This window comes from Embleya sp. NPDC025285, from assembly GCF_055558835.1.
The window spans coordinates 18,046-39,394 of the sequence record NZ_JBVHLU010000087.1 but is presented as its reverse complement, the minus strand read 5'-3'; the positions used below and the strand labels follow the sequence as shown (position 1 = coordinate 39,394).

Here is a 21,349-nt window from a genome sequence, read left to right as displayed (position 1 = left end):
CTGACGCGAACACACCCCGGCGTGGGGCCCGGGGGTCGCCCCCGAAACAGGCACAGCATCTTGGCGCGGCACGCGAACCGCGAGGTGGGCGACGTGTTGTGGGTGCCCGGCGCCAACCGCTGACGCGAACACACCCCGGCGTGGGGCCCGGGGGTCGCCCCCGAAACAGGCACAGCATCTTGGCGCGGCACGCGAACCGCGAGGTGGGCGACGTGCTGTGGGTGCCCGGCGCCAACCGCTGACGAGTGCCGGCCGGGAGCGAAGCTCCGCTGTCGGGAGCTGAGCGCCGCCGCTAGGCGACGTTGACCCGTTGTCCCGGCGGCGCCGCTTCCAGCCAGGCCAGGAAACCGGTCAACGCGTCCTCGCTCAACGCGAGTTCGATCCGCGCGCCGTCGTGTTCGCAGACCAGGATCACCGCGCCGGCCAGCAGCGCCAGTTCCTCCTGGCCGGCCGGCTCCCGGCGGCCGATCACATTGATCCCGCCGCGCTGCAACACCCGACGCGGGCGGGGCGCGTAGCTGAACACGCGGAACCACTCGATCCGGTCCCCGCTGTACCTGGCGATCCCGAAGACCCAGCCCTTGCCGTGGTCGGGATCGGCCGACGGCGCCGCCGGATCCTCCTCGGCACCGCTGCCTGCCGGCTCCGGGGACGACGACGCGGCGCCCCCCGGAGCCTGGTGCCCGGGTGACGCCGCGGAGGTCGAACCGGCCTCGCCGGATCGCGATACCGGTGGCCGCATGCGCAGCGAACAGTCGAAGGTGCCGCCGGGTCGCTGGATCAGCCGGCGACGCAGCGCGAACGCCGCGACGCCGACCACCAATACGACGACAACGCCCAGAATCACGCTCAGCACGACGAGGACCATCCGGATCGACCTCCTCGTTCGCGCGTTGAGCAGTGGTCCCGGCCGTGTGTCGGTCCGGGCTCTGGTGCTGCGACTGGCTGTGGCTAGTCCCGCCGCTGGGCGGCGAGCAGCCGCGTCTCCGCACGCCGCTCGGCGCTGGAGTCCTTCGCCGCGCCGGCGCGCTCGAGCGCCCGCTCCGCGCGGGCGACATCGATCTCGTCGGCCAGCTCGGTGATCTCGGCGAGCAGCGAGAGGTTGTTGTCCGCGAACGAGATGAACCCGCCGTGGACCGCCGCGATGACGACCGAACCGTCGGCCTGACGGATCGTCACCGGACCTGATTCGAGCACTCCGAGGACCGGCTGGTGACCGGCCTGGATGCCGATGTCGCCGTCCGCGGTGCGTGCGATGACGATGGTGGCCTCGCCGGACCACACCTTGCGGTCGGCCGCGACCAGCTCGACGTGCAGCTCAGCCAACGTGGCTCCTCATGTCGGGTCGAAGACACGCTGGTCTTCGCCTCCGTCCTCACGGGACGGGTGGTGTTCAAGGATAGTGGCCCGGACGGGCCTGGCTCCAACCGACTCAGCGCCGGCGGGTTTCCGGAGGGGCCGGGTGGCCCGTACCGGGAACCGACACGAGGGGCGGACCCGTTCGGGACCGCCCCTCGTCGATCAGGCGATCGTCAGCCCTTGTTGAGCTCGGCGATCTTCTTCTCGAGGTCGTCCAGCCCACCGAGCATGAAGAATGCCTGCTCGGGAGCGTGGTCGTACTTGCCGTCGGCGATCGCGTTGAACGCCTCGATGGTCTCGGACAGCGGAACGTCCGAACCGTCGAGCCCGGTGAACTGCTTCGCCACGTGGGTGTTCTGCGACAGGAACCGCTGGATGCGACGCGCGCGGTGCACGGTGAGCTTGTCCTCTTCGGACAGCTCGTCCATGCCCAGAATCGCGATGATGTCCTGGAGGTCCTTGTACTTCTGCAGGATGCTCTTGACCCGCATCGCGCAGTCGTAGTGGTCCTGCGCGACGTAGCGCGGGTCCAGGATCCGGGACGTCGAGTCCAGCGGGTCCACGGCCGGGTAGATACCCAGCTCGGAGATCGGACGCGAGAGCACCGTCGTGGCGTCGAGGTGCGCGAACGTCGTGGCCGGAGCCGGGTCGGTCAGGTCGTCCGCAGGGACGTAGATCGCCTGCATCGAGGTGATCGAGTGACCGCGGGTCGAGGTGATGCGCTCCTGGAGGGTGCCCATCTCGTCGGCGAGCGTCGGCTGGTAACCCACCGCGGAGGGCATCCGGCCGAGCAGCGTCGACACCTCGGAACCGGCCTGGGTGAACCGGAAGATGTTGTCGATGAAGAGCAGCACGTCCTGCTTCTGCACATCGCGGAAGTACTCCGCCATGGTCAGGCCGGACAGAGCCACGCGCAGACGGGTGCCCGGGGGCTCGTCCATCTGCCCGAAGACGAGCGCCGTCTGCTCGAAGACGCCCGCTTCCTTCATTTCCTCGATCAGGTCGTTGCCCTCACGAGTGCGCTCGCCGACGCCGGCGAACACCGACACACCCTCGTGCAGACGGGCGACACGGACGATCATCTCCTGGATGAGCACCGTCTTGCCGACACCCGCACCACCGAACAGACCGATCTTGCCACCCTTGACGTACGGGGTGAGCAGGTCGATGACCTTGATGCCGGTCTCGAACATCTCGGTCTTCGAGTCGAGCTGGTCGAAGGCCGGCGCCTGCCGGTGGATCGGCCAGCGCTCGGTGACCTCGAAGGTCGCCGCGTCCACGTCGAGGACCTCGCCGAGGGCGTTGAACACGTGGCCCTTGGTGACGTCGCCCACGGGCACGGAGATCTGCGAGCCGGTGTTCGTGACGATGGCGCCGCGAACGAGGCCGTCGGTGGGCTGCATCGAGATCGCACGCACGATGCCGTCGGCAAGGTGCTGCTCGACCTCGAGGGTGAGCGTGGTCTTGCCCTCCCCCTCGCCCTGGCCCGAGAGGTCCAGGTCGACGTGCAGCGCGTTGTACATCTCCGGCATCGCGTCGACGGGGAACTCCACGTCGACGACCGGGCCGATGACGCGGGCGACGCGGCCCGTGGCAGCGGCCGTCTCAACAGTGGCAGTCATGATGTCTAATCACTCCCCGCGGTCGCGTCGGCCAAGGCGTTGGCGCCACCGACGATCTCGCTGATTTCCTGGGTGATCTCGGACTGGCGGGCGTTGTTCGCCAGACGAGAGAGGGTCCGGATGAGGTCTTCGGCGTTCTCGGTCGCCGACTTCATCGCCCGCCGGCGGGCCGCGTGCTCGGAAGCGGCGGACTGCAGCAGGGCGTTGAAGATGCGGCTTTCGACGTACCGCGGCAGCAGTGCGTCGAGAACACCCTCGGCCGAGGGCTCGAAGTCGTAGAGCGGGAAGGGACCGCCGGCCGGCGGCTCGTCCGTCTCCTCGACCGCCAACGGGAGCACCCGCACCGCGACCGGGCTCTGCGTGAGCATGGAGACGAACTCGGTGCTGACGAGGTGAATCTCGTCCACACCGCCCTCGTCGGTGGGCGTCACGAACGCGTCGATCAGCTCACCTGCCACCTTCTTGGCGTCGGAGTACTCGGGGCGGTCGGAGAATCCCTTCCACTGCCCGGCCAGGTCCACGTCGCGGAACTGGAAAAACCCGATGCCCTTGGACCCGATCACGTAGCGGCTGACCGTCTTGCCCTCGTCCTCGAGCAGCTTGGTGAGCTGCTCGGCGGCCTTGATGGCATTCGAGTTGTAGCCGCCCGCGAAACCGCGGTCACTGGTTACCAACAGCACCGCGGCCCGAGTGGGCCGCTCCACCGAGGTGGTCAACGGGTGCTGCGTGTTGGAGAAGGTGGCGACCGCGGAAACGGCGCGCGTCAGCTCGTCGGCGTACGGCTTGGAGGCCGCGACGCGCTGCTGCGCCTTCACGATCCGCGACGCCGCGATGAGCTCCTGGGCGCGCGTGATCTTCTTGGTCGCCGACACGGAACGGATCCGACGCCGGTAGACCCGAAGTTGGGCTCCCATTGGTCAGGGTTCTCCGTTCTTTACTCGGACTTGGCCACGTGACGGGTGATCTTCTCCTGGCCGACGTCTTCCTTCGTCAGCCCGGCAGGCGTCACGTCCTGGATCAACGGCTCGCCGTCGAACTTGGTGAACGTCTGCTTGAAGGCATCCACCGCGTCGGTGAGCGCCATCACGGTGTCGTCTTCCAGCTTGCCGGTCTCGACGATCCCGGTCAGCAGGGCCGCGTGCTTGTGCTGCACGTACTCGTGCAGCTCCTTCTCGAAGCGGCGGATGTCCTGCACCGGAACGTCGTCCAGCTTGCCGGTGGTGCCGGCCCAGATCGAGACGACCTGGAGCTCGATCGCGAACGGCTCGAACTGCCCCTGCTTGAGCAGCTCGACCATGCGCGCACCACGCTGCAGCGAGGCCTTGGAGGTGGCGTCCAGGTCGGAACCGAAGGACGCGAACGCCTCCAGCTCACGGTACTGGGCCAGGTCGACGCGAAGTCGACCCGCGACACTCTTCATCGCCTTGATCTGCGCGGAGCCACCGACTCGCGAGACCGAGATACCGACGTTGACCGCGGGGCGCACGCCCTGCAGGAACAGGTCGGACTCCAGGAAGCACTGGCCGTCGGTGATCGAGATGACGTTGGTCGGAATGTACGCCGACACGTCGTTCGCCTTGGTCTCGATGATCGGGAGACCCGTCATCGAGCCGCCGCCGAGCTCGTCCGACAGCTTCGCGCAACGCTCGAGCAGACGCGAGTGCAAGTAGAAGACGTCACCGGGGTACGCCTCGCGCCCCGGCGGACGACGCAGCAGCAGGGACACGGCGCGGTACGCCTCGGCCTGCTTCGACAGGTCGTCGAACACGATCAGGACGTGCTTGCCCTGGTACATCCAGTGCTGGCCGATGGCCGAACCGGTGTACGGGGCCAGGTACTTGAAGCCGGCCGGGTCGGATGCCGGGGCGGCGACGATCGTCGTGTACTCCAGCGCGCCGGCCTCTTCGAGCGAGCGGCGCACGGACGCGATGGTCGTGCCCTTCTGGCCGATCGCGACGTAGATGCAGCGAACCTGCTTCTTCGGGTCGCCCGAGCGCCAGTTGTCGCGCTGGTTGATGATCGTGTCCAGGCAAACCGCGGTCTTGCCGGTCTGCCGGTCGCCGATGATCAGCTGACGCTGGCCACGGCCGATCGGGGTCATCGCGTCGATCGCCTTGATGCCGGTCTGCATCGGCTCGTGCACCGACTTGCGCATCATCACGCCGGGAGCCTGAAGCTCCAGCGCGCGACGGCCCTCGGCCGCGATCTCGCCCTGGCCGTCGATCGGCTGGCCCAGCGGGTCGACGACGCGACCCAGGTAGCCGTCACCGATCGGAACCGACAGAACCTCGCCCGTACGACGGACCTTCTGGCCCTCTTCGATACCGCTGAAGTCACCGAGGATGACGACACCGATCTCGCGGACGTCGAGGTTCTGCGCCAGACCGAGGGTGCCGTCCTCGAACTTGAGCAGCTCGTTCGTCATGACCGAGGGCAGGCCCTCGACCTTGGCGATGCCGTCGTACGCCTCGGTGACGGTACCGACCTCTTCGCGCGCGGCCGTCTCCGGCTCGTACGAGGCGACGAAGCGCTCCAGCGCGTCCCGGATCTCCTCCGGCCGGATCGTGAGCTCCGCCATCTGGTGTCCCTGCTCTCCTAGGTGGTGGGGTTAACGGTCCGCTGTCCGTCGCTTGTCGTACGGAACCGCGGTGCTGCTGTGGGAGTCGCTGTGCCGGTCCGGGGGTTTTCCCCGGGCGGACGGCGACGCCCTGTCGTCCGGTGTCTCTCAGCCGGCGAGCCGTCGGCCCGCTTCTTCGAGACGTGTGGTCACGGTGCCGTCGATGACGTCGTCACCGATCTCCACGCGGACCCCGCCGATGACGTCGGCATCGATTTCCACGTTCAGGTGGACCTCGCGGCCGTACATCCGGCCCAGCGCCGCGGCCAAGCGGGTGCGCTGCTCCTCGGTGAGAGGCAGTGCGACCGTGACCAACGCGACCATGCGACGCCGGCGATCGGCGGCGAGGCGCGCGTACGACTCGAGCCCGTGTTCAAGGTTACGGCTACGGGGATGTGCGACGAGCCTGGTGATCAGTCGCCGGGTGACGGGCTGGGCCCGTCCCTCCAGCAGACCCGACACCAGTTCCGCCTTGCGCTCGTTCGCAATGCCCGGGTCGGTCAGGGCGGAGCGCAGCTCGCGCTCGCCCACCACGATCCGGCCGAAGCGGAACAACTCGTCCTCGAGCTCGTCGAGCTTCCCGTCGCGCTCGGCGGCGATCAGCTCGGCGGACACCGAGAGTTCGGCGATCGCGTCGACCAGGTCGGTCGGCCGCGACCAGCGCGTGCGGACGAGTCCGCCGAGCAGATCCGCCGTGGTACCGGAGATCTGGCCGGACAGGAGCTGCGTCAGGAAGGCCGCGCGGGCCTCCCCGGAGCGCGTCGAGTCGGTGAGGACGCGACGCAGCGACACCGTCCGGTCGAGCAGGATGACCACGGAGTCGAGCTCCTGGGCCAACTGGACCATGTCGGTACCGGTCGCGGTCGCGAGCGCGTCCAGGCGCTCACGAGCCGCGGCGAGGGATTCCCTGCTGGCGCCCTGCATCAGCGCACCTTCTCCGAGGTCGCCGCCGCGGCGGCCTTGGTCTCCAGCTCCACGAGGAAGCGATCGACGACCCGACGCTGACGCGCCTCGTCCTCGAGCGACTCCCCGACAATGCGCGACGCGAGGTCGACGGCCAGCCGGCCGACGTCCTGACGAAGCGCGTTCTGGGCCTGGTTGCGGTCGGCCTCGATCTGGGTGTGGCCGGCGGTGACGATCTCGTCCTTGATCCGCTGACCTTCGGCGCGCATCTCGGCGATGGCGACCGCACCCTGCTCGCGGGCGTCCTCCGTGAGGCGACCGGCCTCACGACGGGCTTCGGCGAGCTGGTCGCGGTAACGCTCCAGCTCGGCCTGGGCCTCGGCCTGCGCCTCTTCGGCGCGCTTGAGACCGCCCTCGATGGCGTCCGTACGGTCCGCCAGCGTCTTCGCGATCTTGGGAAGGAGCATCTTCCACAGGAAGCCGAAGACGATGAGGAACGCCACGCCACCGATGATGATCTCGTCGAGCGGCGGGAGAAGAGGGTTCATCTTCTCTTCGCTGTTGGCGAGGAAAATCACGGTGTGAGGACCTTCCGTCCGTAGCGGATGAATCAGGTGCCGTAGACGAACGGCATGACGACGCCGATGAGCGCGAGCGCCTCGGCGAGGGCGAAGCCCAGCAGCATGTTCTGGCGGACCAGACCGGCAGCCTCGGGCTGACGGGCCATGGCCTGGACACCGTTACCGAAGATGATGCCGATACCGATACCGGGGCCGATCGCGGCGAGGCCGTAGCCGATGGAACCGAGGCTGCCGGAAACTTCAGCGGCGAGGTTCATGAGAACTGATCCTTTTTTCGAGGCCGATGGACGATCCACCGGACGACGGTCGAGGAGAGGGAAGGTCTGCGGGGTCTCTCAGTGCTCGGATTCGAGCGAGCTGGAGATGTAGGAGGCCGCGAGCAGCGTGATGATGTACGCCTGCAGCGCCTGAATCATCAGCTCGAACGCGGTCAGGATGACGACCACGATGAACGAGGTCGCCGAGAAGAGCGCCCCGATGTGGAAGCCGAGCAGGTACCAGGCGCCGACGCTGAAGGTGACGATCAGCATGTGTCCGGCGAACATGTTCGCGAACAGTCGGACCGCCATGGTGAACGGCCGGGTGATCAGACCCTGGAGCAGTTCGATCGGCGCGAGGAGGAAGTAGATCGCCTTCGGCAGACCGGGCGGGAACATCATGTTCTTGAAGTAACCGACGAAGCCCTGGTGCTTGATGCCCAGGACCAGGTAGGTCACGTACACGACGCCGACGATCGATGCCGGGAAGGCGATGCGTGAGGTCGCGGGGAACTGGGCGAACGGGATGATCGCCATCACGTTCATGACCCACACGAAGAAGAAGATCGAGAACAGGAAGGGGACGTAGGGGTCGCCCTTCTTGCCCATCGTCTCCCGCGAGATGTTGTCGCGAACGAACAGGTAGCCCAACTCGCCGACGTTCTGCGCGCCGCGCGGCACCATCTTGGGCTTGGCGAACGCACTCCAGAAGAAGCCGATCACCAGCAGCATCGAGATGAGCGCGAGCAACATCGGCTTCGTGAAGTCGAAGGCCCCGATGGAGAAGATCGGCTTGAACTCGAAGACGTTCAGCCCGGGCGAGGGGAAGCCGCACCCGGAGAACAGGTGACATCCGCTCTCGCTGGCGAGCGTCTGGACGTCAGCAGTCACCACCGACTCCTTCGTCGTGAAGCATGTTTTCGGCTACCTCGATGTGTCGGCGTGGCGAGGGGCCACGGAGCGGCACGCAACAGGGCCCGGTCAGGAGGACCTGCCGTGGCGGACAAAGACAAGAACAAGGGCCAGAGCGATTCCGACGACCAGGCCGATCGGCAGGAACAGTGCGGAGTGGCCGGTCCACCGGTCGATCAGCCAGCCGATTCCGCCGTAGACGAGCATCCCGCTCAGCAGATAACCGACACTCGACCATGCGGCACCGTCCATCGCCCGATTCTCTCGGTCCGGTGGACGGGGGCCTCTCTCGCTCATGACGCCCCGGACATTAGCAGTACCGGCGTCGCGTCTACATACCCGGCCCGCGAACCCCGTGTCGCTTGTGTCCGGCGTCGGTCGTATGTCATCGCTCTCCGTCCGGTTCGACGTAGGCGATCTTCAGTCGGGTGAAGATCCACACCTGCGAGGCGACCCAGACCAGCGTGGCCCCGAGGATGGTGAGTCCGAACACCTTCGTGTCGAACGCCTCGGTGTCCTTGAACAGGAACAAAACCAACCCCAACAGCAGGATCTGCACGATGTACGTGAAGAGCGCCATGTTCATCATCATGAGGGGGTTGTTGCGCGAGATACGCCCGATCGCCAACTGGCCGATCGCGAAGAAGACCAGGACGACGACAGTGGCGAGCACCGCGCCGAGCAATCCTTTGCCACCGGCCGCGAAGAAGGCCGCGATGGCCGCGATTACCCCGGCCCCGGTCGTGCACACGACCGAACCTCGGAGAAGGCGGACGTCATTGGCCTGCATGTCGGTGACTCCGGCATCAGTGGGGGGCAGAGGCGGATCTGTCGCCCGAGCACACGCTCGGTACGACGCAACGCTCGGGAATGGCCGTGGGGGATCAGAACCCTCGTTGCTGGGGGTTCATCGGCCGTTGATCCTGGTTCGTGAACGGTATCACAAACTATTTGAGCAGAGCTTTACCCGTTCGTGTGTACAAGCTCACAGCCTTCCACCACCCTTTCGCGCCCCCCTGCCCGCAGGCAAATGCGCTGGTGGGGTGGGGTTTTGCGAATGACGTGTGGAGCCTGTGGCGGCTGTGGCGGATGCTCCGTTCAGCCGTACGCCGTCTGATTCGCCGGGAACCATCCGATCGACCGGAACGTTCGCGCCGCGCCGCCGCCGGCGCATCCGCCGATAGCGCGGCGGGACCACGTTGTACAGCTCGGTCGGCACGTGCGGCTTGAACCTCGGCAACATCAGGAACACCAGGCCGAGGGCGATCAGGCCCAGACCCACGTAGACGATCGGACGCCGCTCCGGACGGACCGAGATCAGCACCGTGAACGACGCGATCAGGCCGGACCAGAAGTACATGATCAGCACCGCCCGGCTGTGCGAGTGGCCGATCTCCAGGAGCCGGTGGTGCAGGTGGCCCTTGTCCGCCGCGAACGGCGAGCGCCCCGCCCAACCGCGCCGGCCGACCGCCATCACCAGGTCCATCAGCGGCACCACCAGCACCGCGAACGGCAGCACCAGCGGAATGTAGACGGGCACCAGCTTGTGCGTGGTGAAGGACATCGAGCCGTCGCTCTGCGCCATGATCGCGTCCGGGTCGATCCGGCCGGTCACGGTGACCGCGGCGGCGGCCAGCATCAGGCCGATCAGCATCGAGCCGGAGTCGCCCATGAAGATCCGCGCCGGGTGCAGGTTGTGCGGCAGAAAACCCACACACATCCCGATCAGCAGCGCGGTGAACAGCGTCGGCGCGGCGGCGCCCGAGACGCCGTAACCGAACCACAGCCGGTACGAGTAGCCGAAGAAGGCCAGCGCGGCGATGCACACCATGCCGGCCGCGAGGCCGTCGAGGCCGTCCACGAAGTTCACCGCGTTGATCGTGATGACCACTATCCCGATGGTCAGCAACGTGCCCTGGGTCGGCGTCAGGCTCACCGTGCCGTAGCCGGGGATGGGCAGCCACAGGATCACGATGCCCTGCCAGACCATCACGCCCGCGGCGAGCGCCTGACCGAGCAGCTTGATGATCGCGTCGACGCCCCATTTGTCGTCGATCACCCCGAGCACCGAGATCAGCGCGCAGCCGGACAACAGCGCCTGCACGTCGGTCGAGGCGGTGAACACGTCCTCCAGCACCGGCAGATGCCGGGCGACCAGCAGACCCGCGCACAAACCGCCGAACATCGCCAACCCGCCCAGGCGCGGGGTCGGCTCCTTGTGCACGTCGCGCGCGCGGATCTCGGGCATCGCGCCGGCGGCGATGGCGAACCGGCGGACCGCGCCCGTCAGCAGGTAGGTCACCGCGGCGGCGACGAACAGCGTGAGCAGGTATTCGCGCAAGACTCAACCGTCCCCGGCTTCGGCACATCCCAGCGGCAGCACGGGCTTCAGACTAGACGTGCCGCCGCTCCCCGGGAGAATCGCCGAACCTTCACCGGCGAGGGACGATCGCACTGTGCTCGGTGGTGCCACCACCGGCCCGTCGCCCCACACGTAACCACAGTCTCCCCGGTCCCAGCCACCCCGGACCGGGATTGCCCGGTGGGCGACTCAGCGGCGCGGGTAGGCCGGATGGGTCGCCACGAGGTCGCCGACCGCCGCACGCACCTCGCGCAGCACGCTCTCGTCGTCCTCACGCGCCGCCCGACCGATCAGCAGGGCGATCTCCTTCATGTCCGTCTCGGTCATCCCCTGCGTGGTCACCGCAGCCGTGCCGACCCGAATCCCGGAGGCGATCATCGGCTTCACCGGATCGAACGGGATCGCGTTCTTGTTCAGCGTGATGCCCGCGCGCTCGCAGCGACGTTCCGCGTCGCTGCCGCTGACCCCGATCCCCCGCAGATCCAGCAGCGCCAGGTGGGTGTCGGTGCCCCCGGAGACCGCCCGCATGCCCTCGGCCTGCAAACCCTGTGCCAACGCCTGCGCGTTGGCCACCACGCGGCGTGCGTACACCCGGTACGCCGCGCCGGCCGCCTCGCCCAGCGCGACCGCCTTGGCCGCCACCGAGTGCATGTGCGGCCCGCCCTGGCTGAACGGGAACACCGCGCGGTCGATCCGGTCGGCGAGTTCCTCACGGCACAGGATCACTCCGCCGCGCGGACCGCGCAGCACCTTGTGCGTGGTGCACGTGACGATGTCCGCGAACGGGATCGGCGAGGGCACCGCGTCACCCGCGACCAGACCGATGAAGTGCGCCGCGTCCACCATCAGGTAGGCGCCCACCTCGTCGGCGATTCGGCGAAACGCCGCGAAATCGACAAGCCGTGGATACGCGGTGGCGCCGCACACGATCAGCCGGGGCCGATGCGCCCGGGCCAGGTCCCGGATCTGGTCGTAGTCGATCCGCTCGTCGCTCTCGCGCACCCCGTAGGCGACCGCGTGGAACCAGCGGCCGGAGAAATTCACCCGGGAGCCGTGGGTGAGGTGGCCGCCGTGCGGCAGCGACATGGCCAGGATCGTGTCGCCCGGCGCCAGGACCGCCGCATAGGCCGCCAGATTCGCGGCGGTGCCCGAGTGCGGCTGCACGTTGGCGTGCTCGGCGCCGAACAGGGCCCGGGCCCGGCGCACCGCGAGTTCCTCGGCGCGGTCCACCTCGGCGCACCCGCCGTAGTAGCGCCGTCCGGGATAACCCTCGGCGTACTTGTTGGCGAGCGTGCTGCCGAGCGCGGCCAGCACCGCCGAGGAGGTGAAGTTCTCGCCGGCGATCAACTGCAGACCGCCGCGTTGCCGGGCCAACTCGCCCAAAAGCACCTCGGCGATCTCCGGGTCCGCCTCGCGCAGGGCGGCGAAGTCCGGTCCCCAGAAGGGAGTTGACGTGGAGTCGGGAGTGCCCATGGCACTGCTCCTCAAGGCCGCAGGGACTTCTCCACCATATGCCGGGGGTCGGGGCACGGACAGGCTCTCGGGGGGCGGATTCGGGCCGATTCGGGCCGCTCGCCCGACGGGTGGATTCGCACCGATTCGGGCCGGTCGCCGCGCGGGTGCGCGCGACTCGCGCGCCGAGATGTCGTCAGTGGCTGTGCGCGGGGTGCCCGGTGAGCGCGGTGAGCACCGGGTCCAGGGCCGAGCCGATGTCGGAGGCACAGGCCCGGAACACGCTCAGGGGCGCGCCGTACGGGTCGGCCACCTCGTCCCACTCGGGATCGGGCGCGGCCAGCCGCCCGCGCAACGCCGCGGCGGCCCGCACCAACGAGCGGCCGCGCTGGACCAGATCGCGCTCGGGATACGGCGCGCGCTCCAGTACCGCGACCAGTCGGGTGAACTCCTTGAGCGTGAACGTGCGCAGGCCGGAGGCGTGCCCCATGGACACCACGTGCGCGCGGTGGTCGAGCGTCGCGGTGAGCACCAGGTCCGCCTCGGCCACGTGCTCGTCCAGCAGTTCGCGGCCGTGGAAGTCGCCCGGGTCGGCGCCGTATTCGAGCAGCACCTCGGCCGCGTGCGGCTCCATCGGCGCGCCCTCGTGCCCCCAGGTCCCGGCGCTCTGCACGCTGAGACGGACCGCGTCGTCGGCGGCGAGCCGGCGCTCCAGTCCCAGCCGCGCGAGCCGTTCGGCGATCGGCGAGCGGCAGATGCTCCCCGTACACACGAACAGGATCCGAAACGAGTCGGGCGCGGACCCGTACGGCCCGTAGGAGTGCCCCACGGGAGGTGGCGGGGTCAATTCACGCCCTCCAGGTCGGGTACGACCTCGCGCAACGTGTCCAACGACAGGGCACCCTCACGCAGCAGCCGGGGGCGGCCGGCGGTCAGGTCGACGATCGAGGACGGCGCGGTCGAGGGGCAGGTGCCGCCGTCCAGGTACACCGACACCGATTCGCCGAGTTGGGCCTCGGCCTCGTCGACCGTGGTCGCCGCCGAATTCCCGGACCGGTTCGCGCTGCTGACCGCCATCGGCCCGGTCTCGGTGAGCAGTTCGATCGCGACCGGGTGCAGCGGCATCCGCACCGCGACCGTGCCGCGGGTATCGCCCAGGTCCCACATCAGCGACGGCTGGTGGAAGGCGACGATGGTGAGCGCGCCCGGCCAGAACGCGTCGACCAGTTCCCAGCCCACCTCAGGGAAGCCGGTGACCAGCCCGTGCAGCGTGTTCGGCGAGCCCACCAGCACGGGCGAGGGCATGTTGCGGCCCCGGCCCTTGGCGTCGAGCAACGCGTGCACGGCGTGCGGGGTGAACGCGTCCGCGCCGATGCCGTACAGGGTGTCCGTGGGCAGCACGACCAGGTCGCCGCGCTTGATCGACCCGGTCGCCTCACGCAGCCCGAGCCCACGGTCCATCGCGTCGGAGCAGTCGTAGCGTCGGCTCATCGGGCACTTACCTCCTGAAGCGGTACGGGCGAAGCGGGCGGTGCGGGCGATGCCAAGCGTGCGGGTGCCGCGGGTGGTGCCGGTGATGCCAGTGGTGCGAAGGCCACGGGTGGTGCCGGTGCCGCGAAGGGTGCGGGCGGCGCGGGCGAGGCCGGCCGCGCGGACGTGCGGGGCGCGCGATTCACGCGCCTTCCTTGCGTGCGGTGGTGAAGCGCGGCCGATTGGTCAGGTCGCGGTGGTCGGCCGCGTCCACCCAACCGGCCTCCTCGTTGAAGATCCACGGCACCGCGCCGCCCTGGGTGTCCGCGTGCTCGACCACCGCCAGGCCGCCCGGGCGCAGCAGCCGGTAGGCGGTCTTGGACAGGATCCGGATGAAGTCCAGCCCGTCCGGCCCGGAGAACAGGGCCAGTTCGGGGTCGTGGTCGCGCGCCTCGGGGGCCATCTCGTCCCGCTCGTCCAGCGGGACGTAGGGCGGATTGCTGATCACCAGGTCGACCGTGCCGTCCAGCTCCGGCAGCGCGGCGAGCGCGTCGCCCCGGTGCAGGATCACCCGCGAGCCGCTCGCGTTGCGCGCGGCGTAGCGGTACGCGTCCGGGTCCAGCTCGACCGCGTGCACGACCGAGCGGGGCACCTCCTGGGCGACCGCGAGCGCGATCGCGCCGGAGCCGGTGCACAGGTCGACCACGAGCGGTTCGGCGACGTCCATCGCGCGCAGCGCGTCTATCGCCCAGCCGACCACCACCTCGGTCTCCGGCCGGGGCACGAACACGCCGGGACCCACCTGGAGTTCGAGGTAGCGGAAGAAGGCCCGCCCGGTGATGTGCTGCAACGGCTCACGGGCCTCCCGGCGCGCGATGGCCTCCCAGAACCGCGCGTCGAAGTCGCCGTCGGCGACGGTGTGCAGGGCGCCACGCTTGACACCGTGCACGAACGCAGCGAGTTCCTCGGCATCGAAGCGCGGAGAGGGAACGCCCGCGTCGGCCAGTCGCAGGGTGGCCTGGGCCACCTCGGCGAGCAGCAGGTTCATCTCGTCTCCGTTATTGGTGGGCGAGCCGAGCGGCCATGTCGGCGTCCACACACGCCTGGATGACCGGATCGAGATCGCCGTCGAGCACCTGGTCCAGGTTGTACGCCTTGTAGCCCACGCGGTGGTCCGAAATCCGGTTTTCCGCGAAGTTGTACGTCCGGATGCGCTCGGAGCGGTCCACCGTGCGGACCTGGCTGCGGCGCACGTCGGAGGCTTCCTTGTCGGCCTCCTCCTGGGCCGCGGCGAGCATCCTGGCGCGCAGGATGCGCATCGCCGACTCCTTGTTCTGGAGCTGGCTCTTCTCGTTCTGGCAGGAGACCACGATGCCGGTGGGCAGGTGCGTGATGCGCACCGCGGAGTCGGTGGTGTTGACCGACTGGCCGCCGGGCCCGGACGAGCGGTACACGTCGATGCGCAGGTCGTTGGCGTTGATCTCGACCTCGACGTCCTCCGCCTCGGGCAGCACCAGGACGCCGGCCGCGGAGGTGTGGATGCGGCCCTGCGACTCGGTGGCGGGCACGCGCTGGACGCGGTGTACGCCGCCCTCGAACTTGAGCCGGGCGTAGACGCCCTCGCCGGGCGCGGGGTTGCCCTTGGTCTTCACCGCCACCTGGACGTCCTTGTAGCCGCCGAGATCGGACTCGTTGGATTCGAGGATCTCGGTCTTCCAGCCGGCCCGCTCGGCGTAGCGCAGGTACATCCGCAGCAGGTCGCCCGCGAACAGGGCCGACTCCTCGCCGCCCTCGCCCGCCTTGACCTCGAGGATCACGTCCTTGTCGTCGGCCGGGTCGCGCGGCACCAGCAGCCGGCGCAGCTTCTCCGCGCACTCCTCGCGGCGCTGCTCGGCCTCCTCCGCCTCGGCGGCGAAGTCCGGGTCCTCGGCGACCAGTTCGTGTGCGGCCTCGACGTCGGCGGCGGCACTGGACCACTGCCGGTAGGCGTCCACGATCGGCCCCAGTTCGGCGTAGCGCCGCCCGAGGTTGCGCGCGCGCGTCTGGTCCGTGTGCACGGCCGGATCGGCGAGCTGTCGCTCCAGGTCGGCGTGCTCGGCGAGCAGGTCGTCCATCGCCTCGAACACTGGGGGCTCCTCTGGGGTATGGCCGCGAACTCGGCGGGATCGTGACGCGGTGGCGGGATCGGCGGGACGCCCGGGACGGGCGGACAAACGAACGGCGCCGGAGGGGCGGGACGGACCTTGGACAAGGCCCACCGCTCCTCCGGCGCCGCGGGGTCGCTACTTGTTGCCGGCCACCGGCTGCTTGCCGAAGCGCTTCTCGAAGCGCGCCACACGGCCACCCGTGTCGAGGATCTTCTGCTTGCCCGTGTAGAACGGGTGACACTGCGAACAGACCTCGACGCGGATCTGGCCGCTGGTCGCGGTGCTGTGCGTGGTGAACGTCGAGCCACAGCCACAGGTGACGGTGGTTTCCACGTACTCGGGGTGGATGTCGGGCTTCACAGGAGTCTCCTTGGGTTCGGGAGGGCGCCGGGTCGTACGCCCGAGTGGGCGTCACGTGAACCGGGGCCGACAGAGCAGTCTGCCAGGAGGGGGCGACCGGACCCAAATCAGGGTCTGTACCGCCCAACCACGACCGAGGTCGTGACATTCCCTCCCGGCCGACGCTGTGTCCGGTCTTGCGTCCTACGACCGGTCGAGGTGCGACCGGTCGTTCGGCATCGGCGTGGTCTTCGACTGTGCCGGTCCGGGGGCGCCCCCCGGACCCCACGCGTGAGCCGACTAGTCGTTCGGCATCGGCGTCGTCTTCTGAATCTGCATCAGGAACTCGCCGTTGCTCTTGGTCTTCTTCATCTTGTCCAGGAGCAGCTCGATGGCCTGCTGCTGGTCGAGCGCGTGCAGCACCCGGCGCAGCTTCCAGACGACCGCGAGTTCGTCCGACGCCATCAGGATCTCTTCCTTGCGGGTGCTGGACGCGTCCACGTCCACCGCCGGGAAGATCCGCTTGTCGGCGAGCTTGCGGTCGAGCTTGAGCTCCATGTTGCCGGTGCCCTTGAACTCCTCGAAGATCACCTCGTCCATCCGCGAGCCGGTCTCGACCAGCGCGGTGGCCAGGATGGTCAGCGAGCCGCCGTTCTCGATGTTGCGCGCCGCGCCGAAGAACTTCTTCGGCGGGTACAGCGCGGTCGAGTCGACACCACCGGACAGAATGCGGCCGGAGGCGGGCGCCGCGAGGTTGTACGCGCGGCCCAGGCGGGTGATCGAGTCGAGCAGCACGACCACGTCGTGGCCCAGTTCGACCAGGCGCTTGGCCCGCTCGATGGCCAACTCGGCGACGATCGTGTGGTCCTCGGCGGGCCGGTCGAAGGTCGAGGAGATGACCTCGCCCTTGACCGAGCGCTGCATGTCGGTGACCTCTTCGGGGCGCTCGTCCACGAGCACGACCATCAGGTGGCACTCGGGGTTGTTCACGGTGATCGCGTTGGCGATCGCCTGGAGCACCATCGTCTTGCCCGCCTTGGGCGGCGCGACGATCAGACCGCGCTGGCCCTTGCCGATCGGCGACACGAGGTCGATGATCCGCGTGGTCAGCGCGCCGGAGTCGGTCTCCAGACGGAGCCGGTCCTGCGGGTACAGCGGGGTCAGCTTGTTGAAGTCGGAGCGCTGCCGCGCCTGTTCCGGCTCCATGCCGTTGACCGTGTCCAGGCGCACGAGGGCGTTGAACTTCTCCCGACGCTCGCCGTCGCGCGGCTGACGCACCGCGCCGACGATCGCGTCACCCTTGCGCAGGCCGTTCTTGCGGACCTGGGCGAGCGAGACGTACACGTCGTTGGAGCCGGGCAGGTAGCCCGAGGTCCGCACGAAGGCGTAGTTGTCGAGGATGTCCAGGATGCCCGCGACGGGGACCAGGACATCGTCGTCGGCCAGCACGGGCTCGTTGGTCTCGAAGCCCTCGCGGCCGCCGCGGCGACGGTTGCGGTCGCGGTAACGGCCACGGCGCCGACGGCCGCCGCCCTCGAAGTCGTCGTCCGGACCCATCGGGTCGTTGTCCTGCTGCTGCTGTTGCTGCTGCTTGCCGCGCTCGCCGCCGCGGTCGGCCCGCTCGGCGCGGTCGCCGCCGCGCTCCCCGCGCTCGTTGTTGCCGCGGTCGCCGCGCTCGGCCCGCTCGCCGCGCTCCGGGCGCTCGGCGCGCTCGGTCCGCTCGCCGCCGCGCTCGTTGTTGCGGTCGCCGCGGTCGCGCCGGTTCTGGCCGCGCTCGCGACGCTCGCGGCGGCCCTCGCGCTCGCCGCCCTCGCGCTGCTCGCCCTGCTCGTCGCCGGTGCGCTCGGTGCGCTCGCCACGACGGCGCGTCGGGGCCTCGGTGGCCTCGGCCGCCGGCTCCTGCTCACGTCGGGTGCGCCCGTTGGCGGGCGCCTCGGCGGCGGCCTGCTCCGGAATCTCGATCTGCGGGGCCTCGACCGCGACCCGCGTCCGCGCGGCACGGCGGGCCCTGGTGGGCGCCTCCGCGACGGGCGCCTCGGCGGGTGCCGCGGCGACGGCCTCGGCCGGTGCCGCGCCGTTGTCCGCGGCTGCGGCGGCCTTCGCCTTGGTGGCCCGGGCCGGCTTCGTGGCTGCAGCGGGAGCGGCGTCCGAACCACCCTGCTTCGCCTGGATGGCCTCGATCAGCTGGCTCTTGCGCATGCGGCCGGTGCCGCTGATGCCGAGACCGGTGGCGACCTGCTGCAGCTCCGCCAGCACCATGCCGTTGAGGCCGGTGCCCGTCGAGCGGCGGCGCCGCGTGGCGGGAGCGGGGGCGTCCGCGGTGGCAGCCGCGTCACCCGAGGCGGACGCGGCCTGCGGCGTTGCGTCCATGAGTTCGGTGGTGTCGCTCACGAAGGGTCCTTCCCTGGAGCGGGCGTCGGCCTTGAGAGGGCTCGGCGACCGGTTGTGCTGTCCGTCCCGCTTCCAGTGCGGTCCGGTGCGGTGGTCCGCCGGATGGCGGGAATCGTCGAAAATGTGCCCAGTACTGCGAGGATCGGGCTCATGTATGCCTGTGGGGGCTCGTATTCCTGTAGGGGCTCGATTTCCTGTGAAGGAACGGCCCTCGGGTCCCCGGGATGAGCTCGACGCGGCGCGGTGGTTCCGCCGGTCTGTATCGGGGAGCCACGTTCGTCACGAAGGACAGGCAGGAGGGGGAACTCCCAAAGGATCGTGGCCACAGAGCACCGAACGCGCCCAACCTATGCGGGTGGGGGATCTGGTGCGGTGATGACGCTAACACTACCGGACCCAAGAGACATTCCCCCACCCCATCGCTCCCCCGGCGCAGCCCATTTTTCCTGCGGTAGTGCAGTGGAGTGAACGGATCCACCACCGCTCGGACCGTTCGCCCGGCCGCGCCGGGTGTGCCGTCGGGTCCGTCTCCCGCCTACCGGGCGTACTGCCAACGAACAGCGAGTACGCAGGTCACGCCAGTGGCATGACGCTTGCTCCGGCCCCGTCCACTCCCAATTGCCGAACCACCCAATCGGGCCCGGCCATACCGATCGCCTCGTCGACCCGGTCGTGTGTGACCAGGGCGAGCACGGTCGGCCCCGCGCCGGAGACGACCGCGGCCATCCCCTGTGCGCGCAGCTTGTCGATCAATTCGGCGCTCGCGGGCATCGCGGGCGCCCGGTAGGTCTGGTGCAGCCGATCCTCGGTCGCGGCGAACAGCAGGTCCGGACGCGAGGTCAGCGCGGTGACCAGCAGGCCGGCGCGTCCCGCGTTCGCCGCGGCGTCGCGATGTGTCACCTTGGCCGGCAGCAGACCGCGCGCGACCTCGGTGGACAGCGGGGAGGCGGGTACGAACACGACTGGAGATATACCCCGGTCGGGGGTCGATCGCACCGCCCGGGGGCCGTCCTCCTCGGTCCAGGCGATGGTGAACCCGCCGAGCAGACACGCCGCGACGTTGTCCGGGTGGCCTTCCAACTCGGTCGCCAGGGCGAGTGTGGCCTCGTCGTCGAGCCGTTCGGCGCCGCCTATGGTCAGCGCCCGGGCGGCGATCACACCCGCGCAGATCGCCGCGGCGGACGAGCCCAGACCGCGTCCGTGCGGGATCCGGTTCGCGCATACGACGTCCAACCCGGGAGGTCGACCGCCCATCGCCTCGAACGCGGCGTAGGCCGCGCGCACGACCAGGTGGTTCTCGTCACGGGACAGGTCGTCGGCGCCTTCACCTGCGATGTCGATCGACAAGCCCTCGTCCGCGACCCGGACGGCGACGTCGTCGTACAGTCCGAGCGCGAGTCCGAACGCGTCGAACCCGGGACCCAGGTTGGCGCTCGTGGCCGGGATGCGAACCCGGACGGGGGCGGCACGGAATGCGGGGCCGGCCATACGCGTGGACACTCCTCCTCGTGGAGTTCCGGGCACCTTCGCGGGACGGTCCGAACCGGTGGCGCGTTCGGGAAATCGCGGGTGCTGCGGAACGGCAGGAACAGACGCGAGACCCGGGCGGCATGCGCCGCGGAACGAGTGCAAGGCCGCGTCCGGTGATCAGCCTACCGAAGGTGCGTTCCCTCGCGGGACACCGTAACCACCGCGTCGTGGGATTGGTACCGGAAATGGGATCGAAAAGGACCGGGGGCGGTCGACGAGTGACCGTCGACCGCCCGGATTCGATTCCGAAACGATTTCCACACCGGCGAATGCGGCGAATGGGCGACATTCCACCGGTGCATCGATCGATGGCGGCCGAACGGGTCAGCCCAGGCCGAGTTGGGCAGCCGCAGCAGACGCGTCGATCGGCACGACGACCGGCTTGGGCGCGCCGGCCACGGCCCAGTCCGGGTCCTTGAGGCCGTTGCCGGTGACCGTGCAGACGATCCGCTGGCCCGGATCGACCCGACCCTGTTCGGCCGCCTGGAGCAATCCGGCCACACTCGCGGCGGACGCCGGCTCCACGAAGACGCCCTCCTGGGCGGCCAGCAGACGGTACGCCGACAGGATCTGACGGTCGGTCACCGATTCGATGTGACCGCCGGAATCGTCCCGCGCGGCGATCGCGAAGTCCCACGACGCCGGGTTGCCGATCCGGATCGCGGTGGCGATCGTCTGCGGCGAGAGCACCGGCGCGCCGTTGACCAGCGGCGCCGAACCGGCCGCCTGGTAGCCCCACATGCGCGGGCGGCGGGCGGCCAGGCCGTCGGCCGCGTACTCGTTGTAGCCCTTCCAGTACGCGGTGATGTTGCCCGCGTTGCCGACCGGGAGCACGTGGATGTCGGGCGCGTCGCCGAGCATGTCCACGATCTCGAAGGCGGCCGTCTTCTGGCCCTCGATGCGCACCGGGTTGACCGAGTTCACCAGCGCGACCGGGTACTTTTCGGCCAGATCGCGGGCGAGCGTGAGGCAGTCGTCGAAGTTGCCGTCGACCTGGAGGATGCGCGCCCCGTGCACGAGGGCCTGGCCCATCTTGCCGAGCGCGATCTTGCCCTGCGGCACCAGCACGGCGCAGACCATCCCGGCGCGCACCGCGTACGCGGCGGCCGAGGCCGAGGTGTTGCCGGTGGACGCGCAGATGACCGCTCGCGCGCCCTCCTCCTTGGCCTTGGAGATCGCCATCGTCATGCCGCGGTCCTTGAAGGACCCGGTCGGGTTGGCGCCCTCGACCTTGAGGTGAACCTCACATCCGGTGCGCTCGGAGAGCACCTGGGCCGGGACCAGCGGCGTACCACCCTCACGCAGGGTGACCACGGGTGTGTTCGCCGAGACCGGCAGACGGTCGCGGTATTCCTCGATGACCCCGCGCCACTGAGTGGTGCGGACGCCTTCCTTGAGCGCGCTCAC

At 69.4% G+C, this 21,349-nt stretch carries 21 protein-coding genes; all 21 read right to left on the bottom strand.

The features are described 5' to 3' along the window. Positions 1–292 precede the first annotated feature (292 nt). Positions 293–868: a DUF2550 domain-containing protein gene (locus ACZ4FV_RS39465; RefSeq protein ID WP_395865976.1), complete on the bottom strand. Its 576-nt coding sequence runs from the start codon at positions 866–868 to the stop codon at positions 293–295. Positions 869–951: 83 nt separating this feature from the next. After that, entirely contained in the window at positions 952–1,326 is a 375-nt protein-coding gene (locus tag ACZ4FV_RS39460) for a F0F1 ATP synthase subunit epsilon (protein ID WP_360318886.1), read from the bottom strand. 206 nt (positions 1,327–1,532) lie between these two features. Beyond that, complete coding sequence (gene atpD, locus ACZ4FV_RS39455; protein WP_395865978.1) at positions 1,533–2,981, bottom strand: F0F1 ATP synthase subunit beta; 1,449 nt, start codon at positions 2,979–2,981, stop codon at positions 1,533–1,535. A 5-nt stretch (positions 2,982–2,986) separates the two neighbouring features. Beyond that, positions 2,987–3,895 carry a F0F1 ATP synthase subunit gamma gene (locus ACZ4FV_RS39450; protein ID WP_395865980.1) on the bottom strand — a complete coding sequence of 303 codons (909 nt, stop codon included), beginning with the start codon at positions 3,893–3,895 and terminating at the stop codon, positions 2,987–2,989. 20 nt (positions 3,896–3,915) lie between these two features. After that, positions 3,916–5,559, bottom strand: a complete 1,644-nt coding sequence (gene atpA / locus ACZ4FV_RS39445) for a F0F1 ATP synthase subunit alpha (protein WP_395865982.1) — start codon at positions 5,557–5,559, stop codon at positions 3,916–3,918. 147 nt (positions 5,560–5,706) lie between these two features. Continuing rightward, positions 5,707–6,522, bottom strand: coding sequence for a F0F1 ATP synthase subunit delta (locus tag ACZ4FV_RS39440; protein WP_395865984.1), 816 nt, complete (start codon positions 6,520–6,522; stop codon positions 5,707–5,709). After that, positions 6,522–7,079 carry a F0F1 ATP synthase subunit B gene (locus ACZ4FV_RS39435; protein WP_395865986.1) on the bottom strand — a complete coding sequence of 186 codons (558 nt, stop codon included), beginning with the start codon at positions 7,077–7,079 and terminating at the stop codon, positions 6,522–6,524. Before ACZ4FV_RS39435 ends, ACZ4FV_RS39440 begins: the two co-directional genes overlap by 1 nt. A 32-nt stretch (positions 7,080–7,111) precedes the next feature. Beyond that, positions 7,112–7,339 (bottom strand): ATP synthase F0 subunit C, encoded by a 228-nt coding sequence (atpE, locus tag ACZ4FV_RS39430; RefSeq protein WP_395865988.1) that lies wholly within the window; start codon positions 7,337–7,339, stop codon positions 7,112–7,114. 78 nt (positions 7,340–7,417) lie between these two features. Next, a complete protein-coding gene (gene atpB, locus ACZ4FV_RS39425; RefSeq protein ID WP_395865990.1) occupies positions 7,418–8,233 on the bottom strand; it encodes a F0F1 ATP synthase subunit A in 816 nt (271 codons plus the stop codon). 87 nt (positions 8,234–8,320) lie between these two features. After that, complete coding sequence (locus ACZ4FV_RS39420) at positions 8,321–8,503, bottom strand: AtpZ/AtpI family protein (protein ID WP_395865992.1); 183 nt, start codon at positions 8,501–8,503, stop codon at positions 8,321–8,323. Between the two features lie 133 nt (positions 8,504–8,636). Next, complete coding sequence (locus tag ACZ4FV_RS39415; protein WP_395865994.1) at positions 8,637–9,002, bottom strand: hypothetical protein; 366 nt, start codon at positions 9,000–9,002, stop codon at positions 8,637–8,639. Between the two features lie 234 nt (positions 9,003–9,236). Then, positions 9,237–10,592, bottom strand: coding sequence for an MraY family glycosyltransferase (locus tag ACZ4FV_RS39410; RefSeq protein ID WP_395865996.1), 1,356 nt, complete (start codon positions 10,590–10,592; stop codon positions 9,237–9,239). A 210-nt stretch (positions 10,593–10,802) separates the two neighbouring features. Continuing rightward, positions 10,803–12,086 carry a serine hydroxymethyltransferase gene (locus tag ACZ4FV_RS39405; RefSeq protein ID WP_395865998.1) on the bottom strand — a complete coding sequence of 428 codons (1,284 nt, stop codon included), beginning with the start codon at positions 12,084–12,086 and terminating at the stop codon, positions 10,803–10,805. A gap of 175 nt (positions 12,087–12,261) precedes the next feature. Beyond that, complete coding sequence (locus tag ACZ4FV_RS39400; RefSeq protein WP_395866000.1) at positions 12,262–12,912, bottom strand: arsenate reductase/protein-tyrosine-phosphatase family protein; 651 nt, start codon at positions 12,910–12,912, stop codon at positions 12,262–12,264. Next, positions 12,909–13,556 carry an L-threonylcarbamoyladenylate synthase gene (locus ACZ4FV_RS39395; protein ID WP_465325460.1) on the bottom strand — a complete coding sequence of 216 codons (648 nt, stop codon included), beginning with the start codon at positions 13,554–13,556 and terminating at the stop codon, positions 12,909–12,911. Before ACZ4FV_RS39395 ends, ACZ4FV_RS39400 begins: the two co-directional genes overlap by 4 nt. Positions 13,557–13,737: 181 nt before the next feature. Next, on the bottom strand, positions 13,738–14,583 hold the full coding sequence (gene prmC, locus ACZ4FV_RS39390) for a peptide chain release factor N(5)-glutamine methyltransferase (RefSeq protein ID WP_395866004.1): 846 nt from the start codon (positions 14,581–14,583) through the stop codon (positions 13,738–13,740). A gap of 10 nt (positions 14,584–14,593) precedes the next feature. Next, positions 14,594–15,661: a peptide chain release factor 1 gene (prfA, locus tag ACZ4FV_RS39385; RefSeq protein ID WP_395866006.1), complete on the bottom strand. Its 1,068-nt coding sequence runs from the start codon at positions 15,659–15,661 to the stop codon at positions 14,594–14,596. A gap of 156 nt (positions 15,662–15,817) precedes the next feature. Beyond that, positions 15,818–16,042, bottom strand: coding sequence for a 50S ribosomal protein L31 (rpmE, locus tag ACZ4FV_RS39380; protein ID WP_355543038.1), 225 nt, complete (start codon positions 16,040–16,042; stop codon positions 15,818–15,820). 279 nt (positions 16,043–16,321) lie between these two features. Next, positions 16,322–18,412 carry a transcription termination factor Rho gene (gene rho, locus ACZ4FV_RS39375; protein ID WP_395866008.1) on the bottom strand — a complete coding sequence of 697 codons (2,091 nt, stop codon included), beginning with the start codon at positions 18,410–18,412 and terminating at the stop codon, positions 16,322–16,324. A gap of 573 nt (positions 18,413–18,985) precedes the next feature. After that, positions 18,986–19,900 carry a homoserine kinase gene (gene thrB, locus ACZ4FV_RS39370; protein WP_395866010.1) on the bottom strand — a complete coding sequence of 305 codons (915 nt, stop codon included), beginning with the start codon at positions 19,898–19,900 and terminating at the stop codon, positions 18,986–18,988. A gap of 366 nt (positions 19,901–20,266) precedes the next feature. Continuing rightward, on the bottom strand, positions 20,267–21,349 hold the full coding sequence (gene thrC, locus ACZ4FV_RS39365) for a threonine synthase (protein WP_402230599.1): 1,083 nt from the start codon (positions 21,347–21,349) through the stop codon (positions 20,267–20,269).

Coding starts and splice junctions, on each gene's coding strand:
- ACZ4FV_RS39395 (WP_465325460.1), bottom strand. CDS start 13,556: ATGAGCCGACGCTACGACTGCTCCGACGCGATGGACCGTGGGCTCGGG.
- ACZ4FV_RS39420 (WP_395865992.1), bottom strand. CDS start 8,503: ATGGACGGTGCCGCATGGTCGAGTGTCGGTTATCTGCTGAGCGGGATG.
- atpE (WP_395865988.1), bottom strand. CDS start 7,339: ATGAACCTCGCCGCTGAAGTTTCCGGCAGCCTCGGTTCCATCGGCTAC.
- prmC (WP_395866004.1), bottom strand. CDS start 14,583: ATGAACCTGCTGCTCGCCGAGGTGGCCCAGGCCACCCTGCGACTGGCC.
- ACZ4FV_RS39405 (WP_395865998.1), bottom strand. CDS start 12,086: ATGGGCACTCCCGACTCCACGTCAACTCCCTTCTGGGGACCGGACTTC.
- ACZ4FV_RS39450 (WP_395865980.1), bottom strand. CDS start 3,895: ATGGGAGCCCAACTTCGGGTCTACCGGCGTCGGATCCGTTCCGTGTCG.
- ACZ4FV_RS39440 (WP_395865984.1), bottom strand. CDS start 6,522: ATGCAGGGCGCCAGCAGGGAATCCCTCGCCGCGGCTCGTGAGCGCCTG.
- thrB (WP_395866010.1), bottom strand. CDS start 19,900: ATGGCCGGCCCCGCATTCCGTGCCGCCCCCGTCCGGGTTCGCATCCCG.
- atpA (WP_395865982.1), bottom strand. CDS start 5,559: ATGGCGGAGCTCACGATCCGGCCGGAGGAGATCCGGGACGCGCTGGAG.
- atpD (WP_395865978.1), bottom strand. CDS start 2,981: ATGACTGCCACTGTTGAGACGGCCGCTGCCACGGGCCGCGTCGCCCGC.
- ACZ4FV_RS39465 (WP_395865976.1), bottom strand. CDS start 868: ATGGTCCTCGTCGTGCTGAGCGTGATTCTGGGCGTTGTCGTCGTATTG.